General features: G+C 62.0%; 12 protein-coding genes. 8 read left to right on the top strand and 4 right to left on the bottom strand.

The features are described from left to right. The first annotated feature begins 135 nt into the window (after positions 1-135). From P9236_RS11770 to P9236_RS11735, 8 genes are all read left to right on the top strand, one after another. Positions 136-459 carry a DUF736 domain-containing protein gene (locus P9236_RS11770; RefSeq protein ID WP_278074787.1) on the top strand — a complete coding sequence of 108 codons (324 nt, stop codon included), beginning with the start codon at positions 136-138 and terminating at the stop codon, positions 457-459. 180 nt (positions 460-639) lie between these two features. Beyond that, complete coding sequence (locus tag P9236_RS11765) at positions 640-879, top strand: helix-turn-helix domain-containing protein (protein WP_278074786.1); 240 nt, start codon at positions 640-642, stop codon at positions 877-879. Next, positions 876-1,424: a S26 family signal peptidase gene (locus P9236_RS11760; protein ID WP_278074785.1), complete on the top strand. Its 549-nt coding sequence runs from the start codon at positions 876-878 to the stop codon at positions 1,422-1,424. Before P9236_RS11765 ends, P9236_RS11760 begins: the two co-directional genes overlap by 4 nt. After that, the gene (locus tag P9236_RS11755) at positions 1,412-2,071 is read left to right on the top strand and encodes a lytic transglycosylase domain-containing protein (RefSeq protein ID WP_278074784.1); all 660 of its coding nucleotides are present in this window, start codon (positions 1,412-1,414) and stop codon (positions 2,069-2,071) included. The genes P9236_RS11760 and P9236_RS11755 overlap by 13 nt, the downstream gene beginning before the upstream one ends. 200 nt (positions 2,072-2,271) lie before the next feature. Continuing rightward, entirely contained in the window at positions 2,272-4,239 is a 1,968-nt protein-coding gene (gene rlxS / locus P9236_RS11750) for a relaxase/mobilization nuclease RlxS (RefSeq protein ID WP_278074783.1), read from the top strand. Between the two features lie 211 nt (positions 4,240-4,450). Next, positions 4,451-5,404 carry a DUF1403 family protein gene (locus P9236_RS11745; RefSeq protein WP_278074782.1) on the top strand — a complete coding sequence of 318 codons (954 nt, stop codon included), beginning with the start codon at positions 4,451-4,453 and terminating at the stop codon, positions 5,402-5,404. 2 nt (positions 5,405-5,406) lie between these two features. After that, positions 5,407-6,189, top strand: a complete 783-nt coding sequence (locus P9236_RS11740; protein WP_278074781.1) for an SMC-Scp complex subunit ScpB — start codon at positions 5,407-5,409, stop codon at positions 6,187-6,189. 24 nt (positions 6,190-6,213) lie between these two features. Next, positions 6,214-8,445 (top strand): hypothetical protein, encoded by a 2,232-nt coding sequence (locus P9236_RS11735; protein WP_278074780.1) that lies wholly within the window; start codon positions 6,214-6,216, stop codon positions 8,443-8,445. 153 nt (positions 8,446-8,598) lie between these two features. Here the strand turns inward: P9236_RS11735 and P9236_RS11730 are convergent, their stop codons facing one another. The 4 genes from P9236_RS11730 to P9236_RS11715 all read right to left on the bottom strand — a co-directional run bounded on the left by P9236_RS11730 (position 8,599) and on the right by P9236_RS11715 (position 16,875). Next, on the bottom strand, positions 8,599-11,013 hold the full coding sequence (locus tag P9236_RS11730; RefSeq protein ID WP_278074779.1) for an AAA family ATPase: 2,415 nt from the start codon (positions 11,011-11,013) through the stop codon (positions 8,599-8,601). Continuing rightward, the gene (locus P9236_RS11725) at positions 11,010-11,621 is read right to left on the bottom strand and encodes a hypothetical protein (protein ID WP_278074778.1); all 612 of its coding nucleotides are present in this window, start codon (positions 11,619-11,621) and stop codon (positions 11,010-11,012) included. The genes P9236_RS11730 and P9236_RS11725 overlap by 4 nt, the downstream gene beginning before the upstream one ends. Further along, positions 11,618-13,336: an SIR2 family protein gene (locus P9236_RS11720; protein ID WP_278074777.1), complete on the bottom strand. Its 1,719-nt coding sequence runs from the start codon at positions 13,334-13,336 to the stop codon at positions 11,618-11,620. The genes P9236_RS11725 and P9236_RS11720 overlap by 4 nt, the downstream gene beginning before the upstream one ends. A gap of 140 nt (positions 13,337-13,476) precedes the next feature. Then, entirely contained in the window at positions 13,477-16,875 is a 3,399-nt protein-coding gene (locus P9236_RS11715; RefSeq protein WP_278074776.1) for a TM0106 family RecB-like putative nuclease, read from the bottom strand. Between the last annotated feature and the right edge of the window lie 216 nt (positions 16,876-17,091).

Genomic DNA, 17,091 nt, shown 5'->3' with positions numbered 1-17,091 from the left:
TCGCTTCAAAAAAGCCGTCCGCTCGGGTCCTCCGCTGACGCTGCGGCCTTGCAGGTTCGGGCAGGACGGACGCGCCCATCACGGTCCGCCATCGCAGGGGAATGGTCCCCGGCGAGGAGAAAATGGAGACTTCAAATGACCGCGATCGGATACGTCACCAAGCAGGACAACGGCGGCTACAAGGGCCAGCTCAAGACCCTCAGCGTCCGCGCCGACATCGACATCGTGCCCAACCAGGCCAAGAGCGCCGACAATCATCCCGACTTCCGGGTGCTCACTCAAGGGGTCGAAGTGGGTGCGGGCTGGACACGGACCGGCGAGGCTTCCGGCAAGGACTATGTGAGCCTGTCGATCGCAGCCCCGGAGTTCGGCCCGCGAAAACTCTACGCCAATCTCGGCCGCGCCGCCGGCCAGGATGACGACGAGACCTACGCCATCATCTGGAACCCGGTCGACTGATCGGCAAGAACAAAAGCCCTCGCGCCGCCGGCGCGGGGGCTCCCTTCCGAAGTCTTCCAGCGCGAACCTAGCGCGCCGGAAGGGGCGGCGAAAACTCCCGACCGACTCTTCGCCCGTCCCGCAGACGACCTCGCTCGCCGATCCTTGGCCCGGCCTTCCATCGGCGAAACGAGGATCATCATGGATGACGAAAACGAACGCGCCGCCCGCGCCAAGAAGGGCAGCCCGTTCCTCAACACGGCGCAGGCTGCCTTCTATATCGGCCTTTCCCAGCGGACCTTGGAAAAGATGCGGATCAAGGGCGCCGGCCCGAAGTTCCGCAAGCACGGCCGCTATGTCCGCTACCACATCGACGAGCTCGACGAGTGGTCGAAAGGTCACCAGGACGAGATCGATTCCAATGATGGAGGTCGCTCATGAGCCGGCGACCCTCCACGCATCTGATCGGCAGCAGGCTGCGGCGAATTCGCGCCCGCAAAGTGATCGCCGCGACAGCGATTGGCCTGGGCTTGCTTGCCTTCACTGCCTTTACCAAACCGACGCCCTGGCTCGTCTGGAACGCCTCGGCAAGTGCGCCGATCGGTCTCTATCGGGTTGTCGCCGGGACACCTGCGCGGAGCGATCTCGCGCTCGCTCGCGCGCCGGAATTCATTGCAGATCTCTCCGCTCAGCGCGGCTATCTGCCTCGCAATGTGCCGCTGGTGAAGCGCATTGCCGCGCTGCCGCGCGAGCACGTCTGCGCCTTCAACGAGGTAATCATCACTGGCGGCGAGATTGTCGCGCGTCGCCTCGCGACCGACACGCTTGGTCGTGCGATGCCTTGGTGGAACGAGTGTCGCACGCTCTCAGCTGACGAGTTTTTCCTGCTCAACAGCGGGGCTCCTCGCTCTTTCGACAGCCGGTATTTCGGGCCGGTGCCCGCCAAAAACATCATCGGGAGGCTCGTGCCGCTATGGACCGAGTGACCCTCCTGATGCTGGGCATGATCGCCGTTGCACCATGCGCCTGTTCCGCCTCGACCGGTGCTGAGCCGGTCGCCATCTCCCTAAGTCCGCAGCTTCGAAAGTGGCAACAGTTCGTATCGGAAGCAAGCCAACGTTTTCGTGTTCCGCAGGCCTGGATCTATGCCGTCATGGATGCCGAGAGCGGCGGCAGGACTATCGTCGACGGGCGTCCCATCACCTCGCGTGCGGGCGCAATGGGCCTTATGCAAGTCATACCCAAGACCTATGAAGAGATGCGCGCCGAGCACCGTCTCGGCGTCGATCCCTACGATCCGCGCGACAACATTTTTGCCGGGACGGCCTACCTTCGCGAAATGTATGACCGCTTTGGATTCCCCGGCCTGTTCGCTGCCTACAACGCCGGGCCAGAGCGCTATGACGACCATTTGCGGCGCGGGCGACCGCTGCCGTCCGAGACGGTCGAATATCTCAGAAAGCTCAATGCTGCTGGAGTTTCGGCTGCGGACATCAACGAGTTCAAGGGCAAATTTCCGCCCGAAAAGGCGTCGAAAACCTCCTCAGGGCGGTCGCTGTTCTTCCTCAGAAACGGTGTCCCTGGCAGCAATCCGAACGGCGATATTTTGGTACCGCTTGGATCGCATCAATGAGGCCGGATCGAGGGAAGGGGGCCGGCGCGCTTGACCGGAGGCGGGCGAGGACAGGTTCGCGGAAGGCAAGATAAAGGGACCGCCTCCCGGAGGCGGTCAAGTCTTTGTCTGCACATCGTTTTTGCCGGAGGCTGTTCACGTGCCTTGGAGGCTGATGACGGCAACCCTTTGATCTGGCGCCAGATTTCCGGGAGCTTCACGTGAAGAATGATGAATTCAGGCCGAAGCTTGGCAAAATCGGCTCGCAGGGCTCGAAGGCAGGAAAGCGCTTCGCCGGCCAGGTCCGGGCGGCGATCAACCGAGCCGGCGGCAAACCCCGTCGTGGCGGCCGCTTCACAGGAAGCCGGGCAGGGCGTGGTGGCGCTGCTGCGGCGCTGCTCAAATCACGCGATCGCTACGCCGCCTTTCGGCTGCGACGTGTCGTCGTCAAGGCACGGGTCGTCAAACTGGCCGGCAAGGGTTCGGACGGAGCGCGCGCACACCTGCGCTACCTCCAGCGCGACGGCGTCACCCGCGATGGCGAGTCTGGCCAACTCTATGGTGCTGACAAAGATCGGGTCGATGGCAGAGCCTTCCTCGATCGTGCCGACGGCGACCGGCATCAGTTCCGTTTCATCGTCGCCGCCGAAGACGGCATTGAGTATGACGACCTCAAGCTACTGACCCGGCGCCTTATGGCGCAGATGGAAGAGGATCTCGGCACCAAGCTCGACTGGGTTGCCGTGGACCATTTCAACACCGGTCATCCGCACACCCACATCATCGTCCGTGGCAAGGATGATCGTGGCCAGAATCTGGTGATCGCGCGCGAGTACATCTCCTCTGGTCTGCGAGAGCGGGCGGCCGAGCTGGTGAGCCTCGATCTTGGTCCGCGCACAGATCGCGAAATAGAGCAGCGCCTGCGCCAGGAAATGGAGCAGGAACGCTTCACCAGCATCGACCGCCAGCTGCTACGCAATCGCGATCACGACGGACTTGTTGCGCCGGATGGGCGGGATGCTTTTCGGCAGACGATACATCAGGGCCGGCTGCGCAAGCTCGAGCGGATGGATCTTGCAGCGGAAATCGGCTCGGGCCGCTGGCGCCTGGACGATGAGCTCGAACCAACGCTGCGCCGCATTGGCGAGCGAGGCGACATCATCAAGACCATGCATCGCGAACTGACCAGCAAGGGACTCGCCCGCAGTGTCGCTGATTGTGTTGTCTACGATGCGGGACAGAATACTGAGCCTGTGGTCGGCCGCGTTGTCGCGCGAGGGCTGAGCGACGAGATCAATGACAGGCATTACCTCATCGTCGACGGCATAGACGGCAAAAGCCACTACATCGACATCGGCAAAGGTGAAGCCACCGAGACGACTCCGGACGGCAGCATTGTCCGTGTCACGCCTAGGAGCACGGAGCCGAGGCAAGTCGACCTGACGACCGCCGAGATTGCCACCGCCCACGACGGTCGCTACAGCATCGATATACATCTGAAGCACGACGCATCGGCTACCGAACGCTTTGCCGAAACGCATGTGCGGCGGCTGGAGGCGATCCGGCGTGCTACTGCCGGTGTTGAGCGACAACCGGACGGCACGTGGATCGTCACGCCGGATCATCTCGACCGTGTTGCCGACTATGAGCGTCGGCTGGCTAGGGCGGCCCCTGTGGTCATCGAAAAGCTCTCATCGATGACGCTGCAGCAGCAGCTTGGATTCGACGGCGCCACCTGGATCGACCGCGAGCTGGTCTCCGACAGAGCGGAGCCCTTACGGGACTCCGGTTTTGGCCGCGAGGTGCGGGAGGCACAATCCCGCCGGCGGCAGTGGCTGATCGCGCAGAGCCTTGCGCGTGAAGACCAGGACCGGATCGTCTATCGCACCAACATGATTTCGGTCTTGCGTCAGCGCGAGCTGAACCGGGTTGCCGGTCAGCTCTCGGAAGAGTTTGGCATGCCCTATGCCGAAGCCCAGACCGGAGATCGAATACAGGGCACGTTGCGCCGATCGATCGAGCTTGCCAGCGGCAAATATGCAGTGGTTGAGAAATCGCGCGAGTTCACCCTTGTGCCATGGCGGCCGGCGCTCGACCGTCAAATTGGCAAAGACGTCTCTGGCATCATGGGGCGGGAGGGGATTTCATGGACCATCGGCCGGCAGAGGAGCGGGCCGAGTGTTTCGTGATATGGCCGCACGGAATCTTCGTCCAGGTGTGCCTGGAGGGTGCTCCATCGAGAGGTTAATGATTATCCGGCTAATTTAACGGTGATGGAAGTACTGAAGGCGTAAGCGACTGATAAGGCAACATTATCATTCGTTTTGTCGCTCCGACAAGCTGTGCGTTTTATGCCGAAAATCGTGGCAGAAAGCGCACGGCCACTTTACCCTCAAAATCATGATTCGCCTCGATCCCGCGACCGCCAATCCTGCTCCGCCGCCGACCGTCCCGGCCTGGGCGCTCACGGCCGGTGGTGCTCCGCATGACGCAGACGCCGCTTTCCGGGCCGGCGCCGCCCTGGGTGCCGTTGACACGATCGCTCGGGCGCAGCCGGCCTGGGTCGGCGCCTGGCGCCAGCGGCTGGCGCTCCGCTGCGCCGCCGCCAGCATGCGGCTGGCCGGCCGCGCCGAGGATGAAGCCGCCCTGCGCGATGCCTGGCAGCTTTGCCCTGCCGGCGCCGATCCCGGTCCCGCCGGCGCCATTTTTGGCGCCTGGCGCCAGCTGGCGTTGCAGCCGCCGGCGGTCAGCGCCGATCGGCTGGCAAAAGTGGCCGAGATGCTCGGGCTCGCCCGGGACGATGAGGCGCTCGCCGACCTGAGCATGGAGATCGAGGACGTGGCGGGGTCGCAGCGGCCGGCGCCGTTCGCCACGGCGGCAATCGCCGCTCGCGTCGTCGCCATGCGTCCCGGTGCCGAGCTTTTGGCCTGGTGGCTCGCCGACCTGGTGCTGGCGCAAAGCCTGCGCTGGCCACGGCCGCTGCCGCTGCTGATGGCCCAGGCTTATGGCCCGGCCTTCCGCACCGAGGCCGGCGGCAGCCGCATCCGACCGGGCGAAAGAGGTTTCGAGCGCGCGGTCTGCCTCGCGCTGGTGCAAGCGGCGGCGGAGGTCTGCCGGCTGGCCAGCGAGTTGTCGCGCCGCGCCGAAAAACTTCTGGCGGTGGCGCCGAAACTGCGGGCTAAGGGCGCCGGCGACGTGATTTTCTTGCTTCTGAATGAAGATGCCGTCGCCGGATCGCTGACGACCAAAAACCTGTCGCGCTTTGCGGCCCGACGGCTGTTCGAGCGCCTCCAGCAACTGGATGCCGTGCGCGAGCTGTCGGGCCGTCCCACCTTCCGGCTGTTTGGGCTCTAGCGATGAGCCAAGCCTCCGTCCGCCGCAAGATAAACGAGCAGCCGGCGCTGCTGGACACCGAGCTCGAGCACCTTCCGCCGGAACTGCGCTGGCGCGAGTGGATGGGTCGCGTCGAAGCGGTGATCTTTGCGGCAAATGAACCGGTGCCGCGCGAGGTGCTGGCGCGGGTGGTGGGAAAAAAATGCAATCTCGACCTGGTCATCGACGACATTAGCGCCGAGCTCGCCGGCCGTCCCTACGAACTGGTCGCGGTCGCCGGCGGCTGGCAGCACCGCACCAAAAAGGTCTTTGGCGACGTCATCCACGCTGCTTTCGGCACGCCAGCGGGGCAGGGTGCAAAAGAGCTGACGCAGTCGGAGGCGCTCGTGCTGATGTGCATCGCCTATTTCCAGCCGATCACACGCGGCGAGCTGTCTTCCTTCTTCGGCAAGGAGGTGTCGCGCGACCTGATCGGCGTGCTGCGCGCGCAGGACCTGATCGCCTCGGGACCGCGCAGTCCGCAGCCGGGGGCGCCTTACACCTATGTGACGACCAAGAATTTTCTGTCGCAGTTCGGGCTCGACACGCTGCGCCAGCTGCCGGATTTCGAGGCGCTCGAGGACGCCGGGCTGCTGTCGAAAGAGAAGCTGCTGGCGGGGGACGTTCCGACGGGATTGGTGAGCGGGAAGAGCGACGGGGACGACGAAGAGCCAAACACAGAGGTCGTTGAAGGCGAAATGCCTTCAGGGGTGCTCTCTGGATCTTGTCCTCAGCGACAAGTTCCAATCCACCATCAGGATGAATGATCTCGCGGCAGGCGAAACACAGCGATGACGTTTGATCTGACAAAATTGGGCTGGAAGGCTTTTCAGGATCTCGCCACGGCCGTCACGGCCGAGATCCTGAAACGCCCGGTGCAGACCTTCCTGGGGTCGAACGATGGAGGTCGAGACGGAGCGTTTCTCGGGACTTGGACCGGTGACGACGGTCAGCCGATCAAGTCGACGCTCCAGTGCAAGTACACGGGGAAACCGGGCGCCAACCTCACGCTGGCCAACCTCAAGAGCGAGCTGCCGAAGGCAGTGCTGCTGGCTCAGAACGGGCTCGCTGAGGATTATGTGATCTTAACCAATGCGGGCGTATCGGGTGAAGCGGACAAGGAGATTTGCGCCGCCTTCAACGCGGCAGGCGTTAAGCGATGCCAGGTGTTTGGCGGCTCGTGGATCCAGCAACAGCTGGACCAGAGTGTGCGTCTGCGCATGCTGGTGCCACGGATCTACGGGATCGGCGACCTCTCACACATCATTACCGACCATGCCTACAAGCAGGCCAAGGCGATCCTCGACAATATGGGATCCGATCTCAGCTGCTTCGTGCCGACCGACGCCTATCGACAGGCGGTTAAGGCGCTCCAAGAGCATCGCTTCGTAATCCTGCTGGGAGATCCAGCCTCGGGCAAATCGACGATCGCGGCGATCCTGGCGCTGGGCGCACTCGACGACGGCTGTATCGGCGCCGTGAAGATCAACGCGCCAGACCAGCTGCATTTTTGGCACCCTGGCGAGAAGCAGTTGCTGTGGGTTGACGATGCCTTCGGGTCCAATCACTTCGACCTGGATCGGATGAGCCGGTGGAATGCCGAGCTCGGCACGCTGCGGGCGGCGATCGAAGGCGGCTCCCGCATCATCTTCACGTCCCGCAACTATATTTGGGGAGCGGCCCGGTCCCACCTAAAGCAGAGCGCGTTCCCCTTGTTCAAGGAGAGCCAGGTCGTCGTGAATGTCCAAGAGCTGACCGACAATGAGCGCGCGCAGATGCTCTACAATCACGTCCGCCGGGTCCAACCCCAGGCAATGCGCCAGCGGCTGAAGCCGTTTATGGCCGCTGTCGCCGCCAACAAGGCATTTCTGCCGGAGACCGCACGACGGCTCGGTGATCCGCTGTTCACCAGCAAGCTGAAGCTGAGCGCGGGTCGGATGAAGGAGCTTGTCGAGCAGCCGGTCGAGTTTCTGACCGAAGTGCTCGAACAGCTTGACGCGCCCTCCCTTGGCGCGATCGCCTTGATTTTCCTCAATTCGGAAAGCGGCGTGCCATCGCCGATCGGGCAGCACCCGGCGCTCGAAATGGTCACTCGGCTCTTGGGCGTGCAGCCCGCGGCTGTGGCCATGGCAATGGAGCATTTGAATGACAGCCTGACCCGGCGCCTTTCGGCTCAAGACGGTGACCGCTGGGTGTTCCGACATCCGACCGTGACCGACGCATTCGCCGAGATAATCGCCCGCTCCCCTGAACTGATCGAGCTTTATGTGCACGGCGCGAAGATCGATCGGCTAATGCGCGAGGTCGTATGTGCACCGTTGACTAGTGAACATGCCCATGTCCGCGTCCCGGCCTCGCTGTTTGCAGTGCTCTTGGAGCGGTTTCAGGATCATCCGCTCGACGAGATTTTCAAATCGTTCCTTGGTGCCCGTGCTGGTGACGGCTTTCTTGGCAAGATCGTCACTGCACGCCCAGACATTCTCGAATGGGCAGAAACGACAATCCCCCGCAACCTTTCATCCGGCGGCCTGCTGCTCCTGGCGGCCCTCAACTCCTACGGTCTCCTGCCTGAAGAAGCCCGGGAGAGGATCGTGGAATATGTGGACGATGACACGATCACCTGGATGGGGACTGATGTGTTTGCGAACAAGATGTACCAGCAGATCTTCACCCACGACGAGTTCGACGATCTTGCCGCGCGCTTCCGCAAACAATGGCTGAATGATCTCGGCAACTTGCTGGATGATATGCGCGGGAGGTTTTCTTCGGACAATGAACTCGGCCTCTATGAGGACTTCAAGGACAGCATGGAAAAGGCCGAACCGTTCTTTTTCCCGGATGGGCGGACGGAGCCACTCGACACCTTCTATGCCGAGATCAGCGCCCATATAAGCGCCCTCGAGGACGACAGGCCCTTGCCCGAGCCTTCCACATGGTCAGCGCAGGCGACAACGTCGGCAAATATCTCCATGACGTCAGCTACTGCTGACAGCAGCACGATCTTCGACGATGTCGATGATTAGGAGGCAGATGTTGAACCAATTCTGCTTGAACGGTAGCTTTGGCGCCGGTGAGACGGGCGGTCGCTCGCTCGCTGGCTGCGGCCACAGGAAGGTGGAAAAGGAGCAGCCTTCAGATCGGCTCCCCACAGTCGCACTTAAGCTGGCTTCGAATCATCAAGCGGCGATCGCCTTGTCGGGCTGCCAGACGTGGGGCTGGTAATTCATCAGAGTCTGCCCATCGGCGCTTCGGCTGAGTTCGATCGTTATCAGCCTGTCATTCTGAAAGGCCGGACTGAATTCCAGGGCGAGGTAATCGAACAGCGGTTTCTCGTGGACTGCGACAACGATCTGGCGCTGCAGTTTCGATTTGGCCAACGTGCGCAGCAACGCTGCAAACTGAGCGATGTGGACTTCGTCCATGCTTTGAACTGGATCGTCGATTATCAGCCACGGAAGGTCTGGAGTGACCGACAGGTGCAAAGCGAGAAACAGCGTTAGTGCCGCTGTATTGAGGTTCCCCGCGCTCAGCATGGCCCGGGGGTTTCCGCCTTTGCCGCCCGAGCGGTACCAAGTTTCCAGGATGGCCTCGACAGGTCCCCCATTTGTCTCAGGCACTGCGAAAGCGGGCACGAACGGTTCTTCGGGCGCCAAGCGTACGAACAGGTCACGCCAGACGCGGTTGAGCGAGCCGTTGAAGACTTTCCTCACGACTGTCGTACGCGCCTCGCCGACGCGCTTCGCAAGCTCGCGCGCATCATGAATGATCGAGTCTGCCCGCCCTTTGGCGGCATTCAGTTGGTCAAGTCGCGCCTGCGAGGTGGCAATGGCCGACACGACAGGGTCACGCGCCGCAGTCAGACGTTGCACCTCAAGCGTGTTGCCTCGCATTTCACGCCGAATGCTCTGGTTTGAGGTGTAGACCTCCTCCAGCCGGGCCGCTTCCGCCCCGAACCGCGACAGGGCCACATCTACGGATTCCGTCGGGCTGATCGGGTCGAGATTGAGTTCCGTTGCAAAGCGAACCAGGGACTCCCGCAGCGCCGTCCCACTTTGGTCGAGGGCGGCCAAATCCGAAAGCTCACGCGATGCCGAAGCCGCAGCCTCAAGCAGCTGTTGCCCCTCGGCTACGCTATCGGAGATGACCTCGAGCGCAAGATGGATTTCCTGCAACAAAGCCTGTCTGGTTCTGAGCGCGTCACGAGTCTGATTATCAAGCCGTCTGCTCCGGATTTCGCCGAGCTGCCTCTCCGCGTTGGACGCAGCCGCAAGTGTCGCGGCGCGATCCTTGTTCAGCGCCTGCAGCTGTCCGGAGACGGCCGTCAAGTCCGTTATCCTTGCCGAGAGATGGGCGTGAAGCGGGGTCTTCGATTCCTCGCTAAAATCACGGCCACAAACGGGACAATCCTCCGAGTGGATGTGGGGTAAGAGGCCACTGAGCGCTTGCGCCAACGTGCCGGCCTCGGCAGCATAGCCGGATATCTGTTGCTCAAGGGCGTCGGTCCTGGCCTTTGCCCGTATGTATTCGCCGCTGAGATCGGTCTCGCGCTGTGCGGCCTGCGCGTCGCTAGCCAGAACATCCGAGCAACGGGCAAGCTCCTGAGTTGCGGACGCGAGCGCCACAGAATAGGCGTGCTGCGGCCCTTCGCTTGCCGGCGGCAGATCAGGAACCAAGGGAGCGAGGCGTTCCAGCAGTCGGTTCAATTCGCGGCCCTGGGCTGCGTTCCATTGTTGCAACGCGTTGTCCGCCGCCTCGCTGCGTGGCTGGGCAGCTACTCGCTGCCGCGAGGCGTCAGTAGTCGAAACCTGCTGCCACTGGCGGTGCGCGACCTCGATCTCGCGCCTGAGATTCGCCAGCCGGATGAGTTCCTGCTCCTCCTGTTCGGCGGTGAGCGGACGTCCTTTGCCGTCATGGCGTTCCACCGCGTACATCGCCTTCGTTCGCTCGTCATTATGCTTAGTGAGCTCGAGGATACGGGAATCTGTCGCCGCCAATCCACTCCGCAAACGCTCGATCTCGTTTTCGATCTGTGGGATCGCATCCCTTGTTTCGGCATAGGCTGGCACGCCCGATCGGAGGCGGCGAACGTCGCCCGCGTCGTGAAGTCCGTCTATGATGGCGTCGAAATGATCGAGACCAAGGAGGTCCTTCACGAACTTGGTGAGAGCGGAATCGGTTCGCTTTGGGGAATCCTGGTACAATTCAAGCAGCCGTCCCAAGGAGGATTGGGCAAGAAAACAGCGCTCGCTGTAGAATCGAGCCAAGTCAGCGGCGAGCAGCGCGGCGCCCGAAATCCCATCAGTGCCGACATTTATCTCCGCCTCATTACGGGGCAAGCCGTCGGTGTTGATCCAGATACGGGCCGACTTGGCATCCTTGTGTACCAGATGGCTGGCGTAGTCGGGATCGACGCGCTCCAACGAGGGGACACCTCCAGTCAAAGCCAGCTCGATGCCCGAAAGCAGGCTTGTCTTTCCCGCCCCGTTCTGACCGTGAACAAGGACGATCGGCGCGTCCAACGGGACTGAAATGGTGCCTTTGATACTGCGGAAGTCGGTCAGCGTAATGGACCGCAACTGAGCTGGGCTCATTCGAAAACTCCGCCTGCTGGTCGATCTGTTTCGTTCGATTGTTTCACGGCAGGGACTTTCAACGAGGTATTGAGCAGCTCATGAAGCCGCGCTTGCACGGTGTTGGCTCCCTGGGCCGCCAGCGCGACGACCTCAACGACGCTGTCGTCCAGATCATTCGAGCGCTGGGCGATTGATTCAAGCGGCTCCGTGGCGTTCTGGCTCGGTTCGGGCAGCGCAAGGGGAAGCAAAACCGCCAGCCAATTCTGTAACAGGCCACTGGTGTCGTCGGGCTGGATGACACCGGTGGGCAGGACCCGGCAGACCTTCGTCATAGCATCGAGAACCGTTCCGGCCGGCCGAGGTCCGACCAAAATGGCGGTGAGCGGGCGTTTCGACCGGGCGACATCGAGGGCGCGGGCTACGCCCTCTACCTTGCGAAGGATTCGCGTGTCGGCCTCAAAAGCCGTGTCCGCAACCAGGACGAGATCAGGAGATGGGTTCTCGCCGATCAGTGCGGCAGGGAACTCGAAAGAAAGCCCGGCAATCGAAAGCGGCGACGGGAGTCGCCGATAGCCCGATCCAGTTAGGATCTCGACAACGCCTTCTATAGGCGTGGAAGCGCTCATATCGCAGCCTCCTCACGGAAATACTGTACGAGATCAGCAGCCCCGATCACGCGTTGCAGGAGATCGTATATGCTGACCTCGCGCAAGCCTAAGTGGCCCGTCCGGCCAGGGGAGCTACGCGGCGACCGTGGCATTGTGGGGGGCTTTTCGGCGCTGTAGACAAGCACGGCGTCCTCCTCGTCAACGATGTGACCGTTCTGCTGCAGTCGAACCGCGGCTCGACCGTTCGCGGCAAGAACAACCTTCGTGCTGGCGGCCGCGGTCGACACGCGAACGATACCGGCAGTGGGATCCGAAGGGTCCACTCCTTCCAACGTCCAAGCGCCGCTTTCGAGGCCAATGCCCAATATGCCAGCGGTGACGGCCACCTCAGCCAGTCCGGAGGAAGGAATGTTGTGATCGCCCGCCACGTGGTGCAGAGGCACCGACGTCAAGGGATTGTACCGGCGCGGTACCGTCCCAGCCGAGCCATCCCTGAACATCGTCATCGTGCGCGACGCCTGGTCGGCGAACGCCTTCACAAAGTCCAGGCGGCTCCCATTGTCAGCACTGGCAATTTGGTTCCTCAGAGCGATAAGGCCTTGCTTTACGGCTTGCTTGCCATCGTCGCTCAGCGTGCCTTCGACCAAGTCAACCATGGCTCTCATTTTGTCACAGATCACGGACAGGAGCAGAGCCATCAGGAGGGGATTCGCGTAGGCCTTGATCAGGGATTGCCCATTGATCTGGGTCCGCGTCGCGCCAGTGTAATCGTTGGGATACACGTTCTTGAGCAGGGCCTCCTGATCGGCTCCGACCTTGTCGCCGGAAAACACGAAGCTCGGCCGCTCACCTGGCCATGGCCATCGCATTGTCGCCTCCGCGCTCGCGAAAAGCGCCTGGATGTTGGAATCCTGTGCCGACAAACCCAACATCAGCGTTGGCTTGGAGACGGCGATGTCGGTGAGACGACCGATTACCGCCTTGTTTTCCGGAGCCGCGGCCCAACGATTGATCTGCGAGAAGCGCCCGACGAGAAACGGTCGGTAGTGCGGTTGATCCTTCACGGCGAGAACGGCGCAGCCGTGAAACTTAATCAATTGCGCGACGAGCGCCGCCTGACGTAGGTCCTCGGACCTGACACAGACGACAAGCTTCGGTACGTTCCCAGTAAGCTCATTCATCGCTTTTTCGACGAGCCCATCCCAGTTGGCCGTCGCGATGTCCGAGGCAGTGCCCTCCAGCACGAGCATCGCCACGCAAAGATGCTCCACATCAGGCTCGGTTGTGGGATTGGCGAATGTCGTTGGCACATCCACACCTTCCCACAGGAGATAGTCGTCCGGCTTCCCGGGAACGGTGATGTCCAGCAGCCTTGCGTAGTTATTCGTAAGGCGCCCGACGATAGCATCGCGGTCAGGCCAGGTTGCGAATCCCGACCCAAAATCCACACGGGTCCATTCCTCACGCGAAAGACTTGCGAGGGCAAGCGACCGGTCGAGTGCCTCTTTGAACGGGCAACCACCATCCGCGGCATCGATCTGCTGCCGCAGAAACTCGATGACGCGAGGAATAATCTTCTTTAGCCCGTCAACACGACCGAATGAGATGCCGGAACCCAGCCAAAACGCGTATCTATCCTCGGCCACCCCGAGCGCGACAGCGCGGAATGGCCCATCAAGGATATCAAGCGTCTGGCGGATCGTTATCTCGGAAGCACTTGGCGCCACAGTCATGCGCGAACTTTCGATACAAGGCTTTGATTTTGAAACATGAGAACTCTATTTTTGAAATAGTGACAAATCGTTACGTCATTTCTAATGCTGTTGGGGCCCCCACCTCTAACGATGTGGCGCTAGCAGATATGCACATCCTGCTAAAGCGATGTTGCGAGTTCTAAGTAGCGGCAAAGTGCATTCGCCAGCCGCATCTGGTGAGGCGTTCGGCACTCGGCTTGGAAGAGCACTGGGGACGACACCAGGACACAAACGCATTTCGCCCGGGACGTCGCCACATTCAAACGGTTGAGGCTGTACAGGAATTCCATGCCGCGGGGGGCATCGGCGGGGCTTGAGGTCGCCGTGGAATAGATGGCGATCGGCGCCTCCTGCCCCTGAAACTTGTCTACAGTACCGACTCGTGCGCCAGGCAGGCGCTTTCGGATCTCAAACACCTGGGCATTGAAGGGTGCGATGATGAGAATGTCGTCGAGCGTCAACGGACGAACGTCCCCGAGACGATCCGTCCAACTAACGCCCGCCGCAATAACTTCTTGCACCAGGTCCGCAATGGCCTCTGCCTCTTGCGGCGAACTGCTTTGGTTGCCGCTATACGTGACGGGCACCCACCGCAAGCCCGCGCCGGACAGACGTGTCTCGCCACCGATTAACTGGCTCTCTAGGCCTTCGCGGGGACGAAGTTCCCCACCATAGAATAGCTCCGACGTGAATCTGCAAATGTCCGGGTGCAGCCGCCATGTTTCGTCGAGGAACAGGCCGCGATCCGGCGGGACGGTTTGGGCGCCGTCGAGGATGTGGTGAAGGGCGGACACATCGCACCCGTCAGGGTGGCTGCCCTGGATCGGCTGGTCGAGCTGCTGGGGATCGCCCACGAGCACCAGCGTCTTCGCCGCCTGCGAAACGGCGAGCACGTTGGGGAGGGCCATCTGCGCCGCCTCGTCGACGAATAGCACGTCGACCGCCTCAAATGCGTCGGGGCGCGACCAGAGCCAGGCTGTTCCGCCGCCGACGTTCACGTCCTGGCCGATGGCCGCGATGAGGTCTTCGCTCCGGCGGGCGAATGTCAAGCTATGCAGGCTTTCCTCAACCTCATCAGCTTTAAGGCGGGACTGGAGGTCGATCCCGAGATCGTCCGCTTCCTCGATGACCTTGTCGATGAGGTTCCGAATGACCTTGTGGCTGTTTGCAGTAATTCCGACGGTCTTGCCCTGCCTGACGAGGGCGCAGATCATCTGCGCTGCCGTGAAGGTTTTTCCGGCCCCCGGCGGTCCCTGCACGGGCAGCACGCCTTCGCCGAGTTGCTCCGCCAGCCGAAGTGCGGCAGCCAGTGTGCTTTCGCCGGCTTCCCTCACAGGATGCTCGCCGATGGGAGGCGGGCGCCTTAACAACAGATCTCGCGCGGCCTGGTAGGGGCCGGGGCCTTCGATCCCGTTCGCCACGACGTGCTCGCCGATGCGGAGGAGAGCCTCCGCGATTACCTCGGCGCCGACGACCTTGTGCGCAAAAACGGCTTCAGGATGAAGGCTGGCGGTGTCCTGGCGCTTCTTGATATCGACGGTCCGTTCCTCGAGTGAAATCGCTTCCACTTTTCCGAACTTGTCGCCGCCGCAGTTGCGAAGGTCTTCGCCACCGCGCAAGGAAGTCTCCTGCTTTGGGTAACTGTAGCGGTGAATGGGCGCTCGAGCCGTTCCGCCGGCGTCCCCGAGGAACACAAGGCCTGACAGCCCGGCCCGCTCGTCGAGCAACTCTTCGGCGGGCACCGCTGCAAGACGAAAGAGCTCCCACCAGGTCGCCTTGGCTTCCCGCCGATGCCAATCGAGCAGGTTGGCAAGCAGCCAACGGGCCTGCTGCTCTTCCGAGCGCTCGGCAGGATCGTCAGGGATACCTTCCAGAAGCTGTTCGATAACGGGAGCGATGCGCGCAAGCCATGCGGCGACGTTCTCGTTCGGCGCACCATCATCGCCGGCCGCAGGCCGCGGGACTTCCAATCCGGCTGCGATTGCTTCGGCGCGGCGATCCTCCAGCCATGCGCGGAGGGCGGCCGTCGAGAGGCAGTCATCCTCGTTGTAGGCGCGCACGGTCGCGCGGGTTTCCTCGCTGACGGACGCGACATCGCCGAGTTCGAGATTCGCCTGGAAATTCACGAGGGCGCTGTTTGCCGCCGGGAGCGGCACCCGCCTTACAAAGCCGTAGAAAGGTTCGAGACGCTTGATGGAGTAGCTCTCGACGCTGGCGCGAACGGCGTGACGAACCACCGAATAGAGGTCGACGAAGAGCTCCGCGCGCAGCATGCGGTCGATCTCGTCTTCTCGCGTGCCGTACCTTCCCATCAAACGCTTTAGGGCTGCGGGCTCATAGGGCGCGTAGTGGTAGATGTGCAGGTCCGGATACCTCTCCCAGCGCGCAATGACGAAATCGACGAACCGTTCGAAAGCCTGTCGTTCCTCGGATCGGCTTAGAGCCCATTCGCCGCGATAGACGCTTTGGCGCTGATCGTCGCTGAACAGGTAGCCGAAGAGATATTCGAGGCCGTGCTCTCCCACGAACGGATCGCCTTCGAGGTCCAGGAAGATGTCGCCGCCAGACGGTTCAGGAAGGCGCGCCAGCCCGAATCCCGGCTCGATCTCAAGCATCTCGAACTTGCGCTCTCCGGTTTCCCGAGCCTCCACCTGCAAGCGCGCCTGTTCTCGCACGCGGTGATAGGAGCCGACTGACCCGCGTTCGGGACGCCAGGAAAGAGGCAGAGGAAGCGCTGCTATGCCAGCCATCGTCGAGGCCCCGTGTAGCGCGAACTCACTGTTCTGGACTTTCGTGGCGCCAGCGATCAGCGAGGGGTGATCGTCATCTCGCCTCTTGCCGTCGCAAGTGTCGTGCCAGCGGCAAATGTCGCAGTGAGCGGTCGGGTCGGGATACGTGGCTGGAGCGGTCTCCTGCTCGAGTGACTGCTCGAACCGACGTTTCGCCTGGCGATAATAGGCGGCATAGTCGGCGAAGCGGAACGTCTGCGGCACGAAATCGGACCAAGGCGCGACCACATGCATGTGATCCGGCGCAAGGCCTTGCGCTTCCTGCAGGAGGTCGGAGTAGAGGCAGAGCTGGAGCACCGTTCCCGCTTTGGTTTCCCGTGCGAGTTTGGTGTCGAGCACCTCGTACGACCAGGAGCCAAGGTTGCTTGGTTTCTCCACACGCCGCAGGATGTCAGCACGACCGCCCCAACGGCCGTGTCGTAGCGCTCCCTGGACGATAACTTCGGTTCCCGCAGCCATCGACTGAAGGGTCGCCGCAACGGCCGCGTCAGAGACGTCGACGCCATCGATCCGTGCTGCTTCCAATCCGCTGTCGATCAAATGCTGCACGAAGTTCCGTTCATGGACGGCGCCGCGCTCTCGCAGAACCTCAAGCTGCGGGTCCCAATGGGAGGGCTTTGCGAGCTTTCCCTCCGCAACGGCCCGGTTAAGGACGCTCAGGTGATGGCAACTTAGATGGCCTACTAAGTCACTCGCGCTAAGCCCAAGTTCGTCCGCAACCAGCTGCATAACCGTGTCCCCCCATTGCTGCCGCGGAGCCCACTTTCCACTCGGCGTCGTTAATAAACCCTACCGGGAGAATCCTTCGCCACGTCAGTAGCCGGAAACCGCAAATATTGGGGTGCCTGGTACTCGCATGGCCGCCATGCACTCTATTGTCCGCCTCTGTTGAGCCGGGATGACCAAGGAAGAGTGATCGAAGTTGTTTGCTGTCGGACGCAATCC

This window comes from Mesorhizobium sp. WSM4884 (assembly GCF_029625675.1).
Lineage (GTDB): Bacteria > Pseudomonadota > Alphaproteobacteria > Rhizobiales > Rhizobiaceae > Mesorhizobium.
The sequence above is the reverse complement of the archived record's forward strand: the minus strand, read 5'-3'. Positions and strand labels throughout refer to the sequence as shown.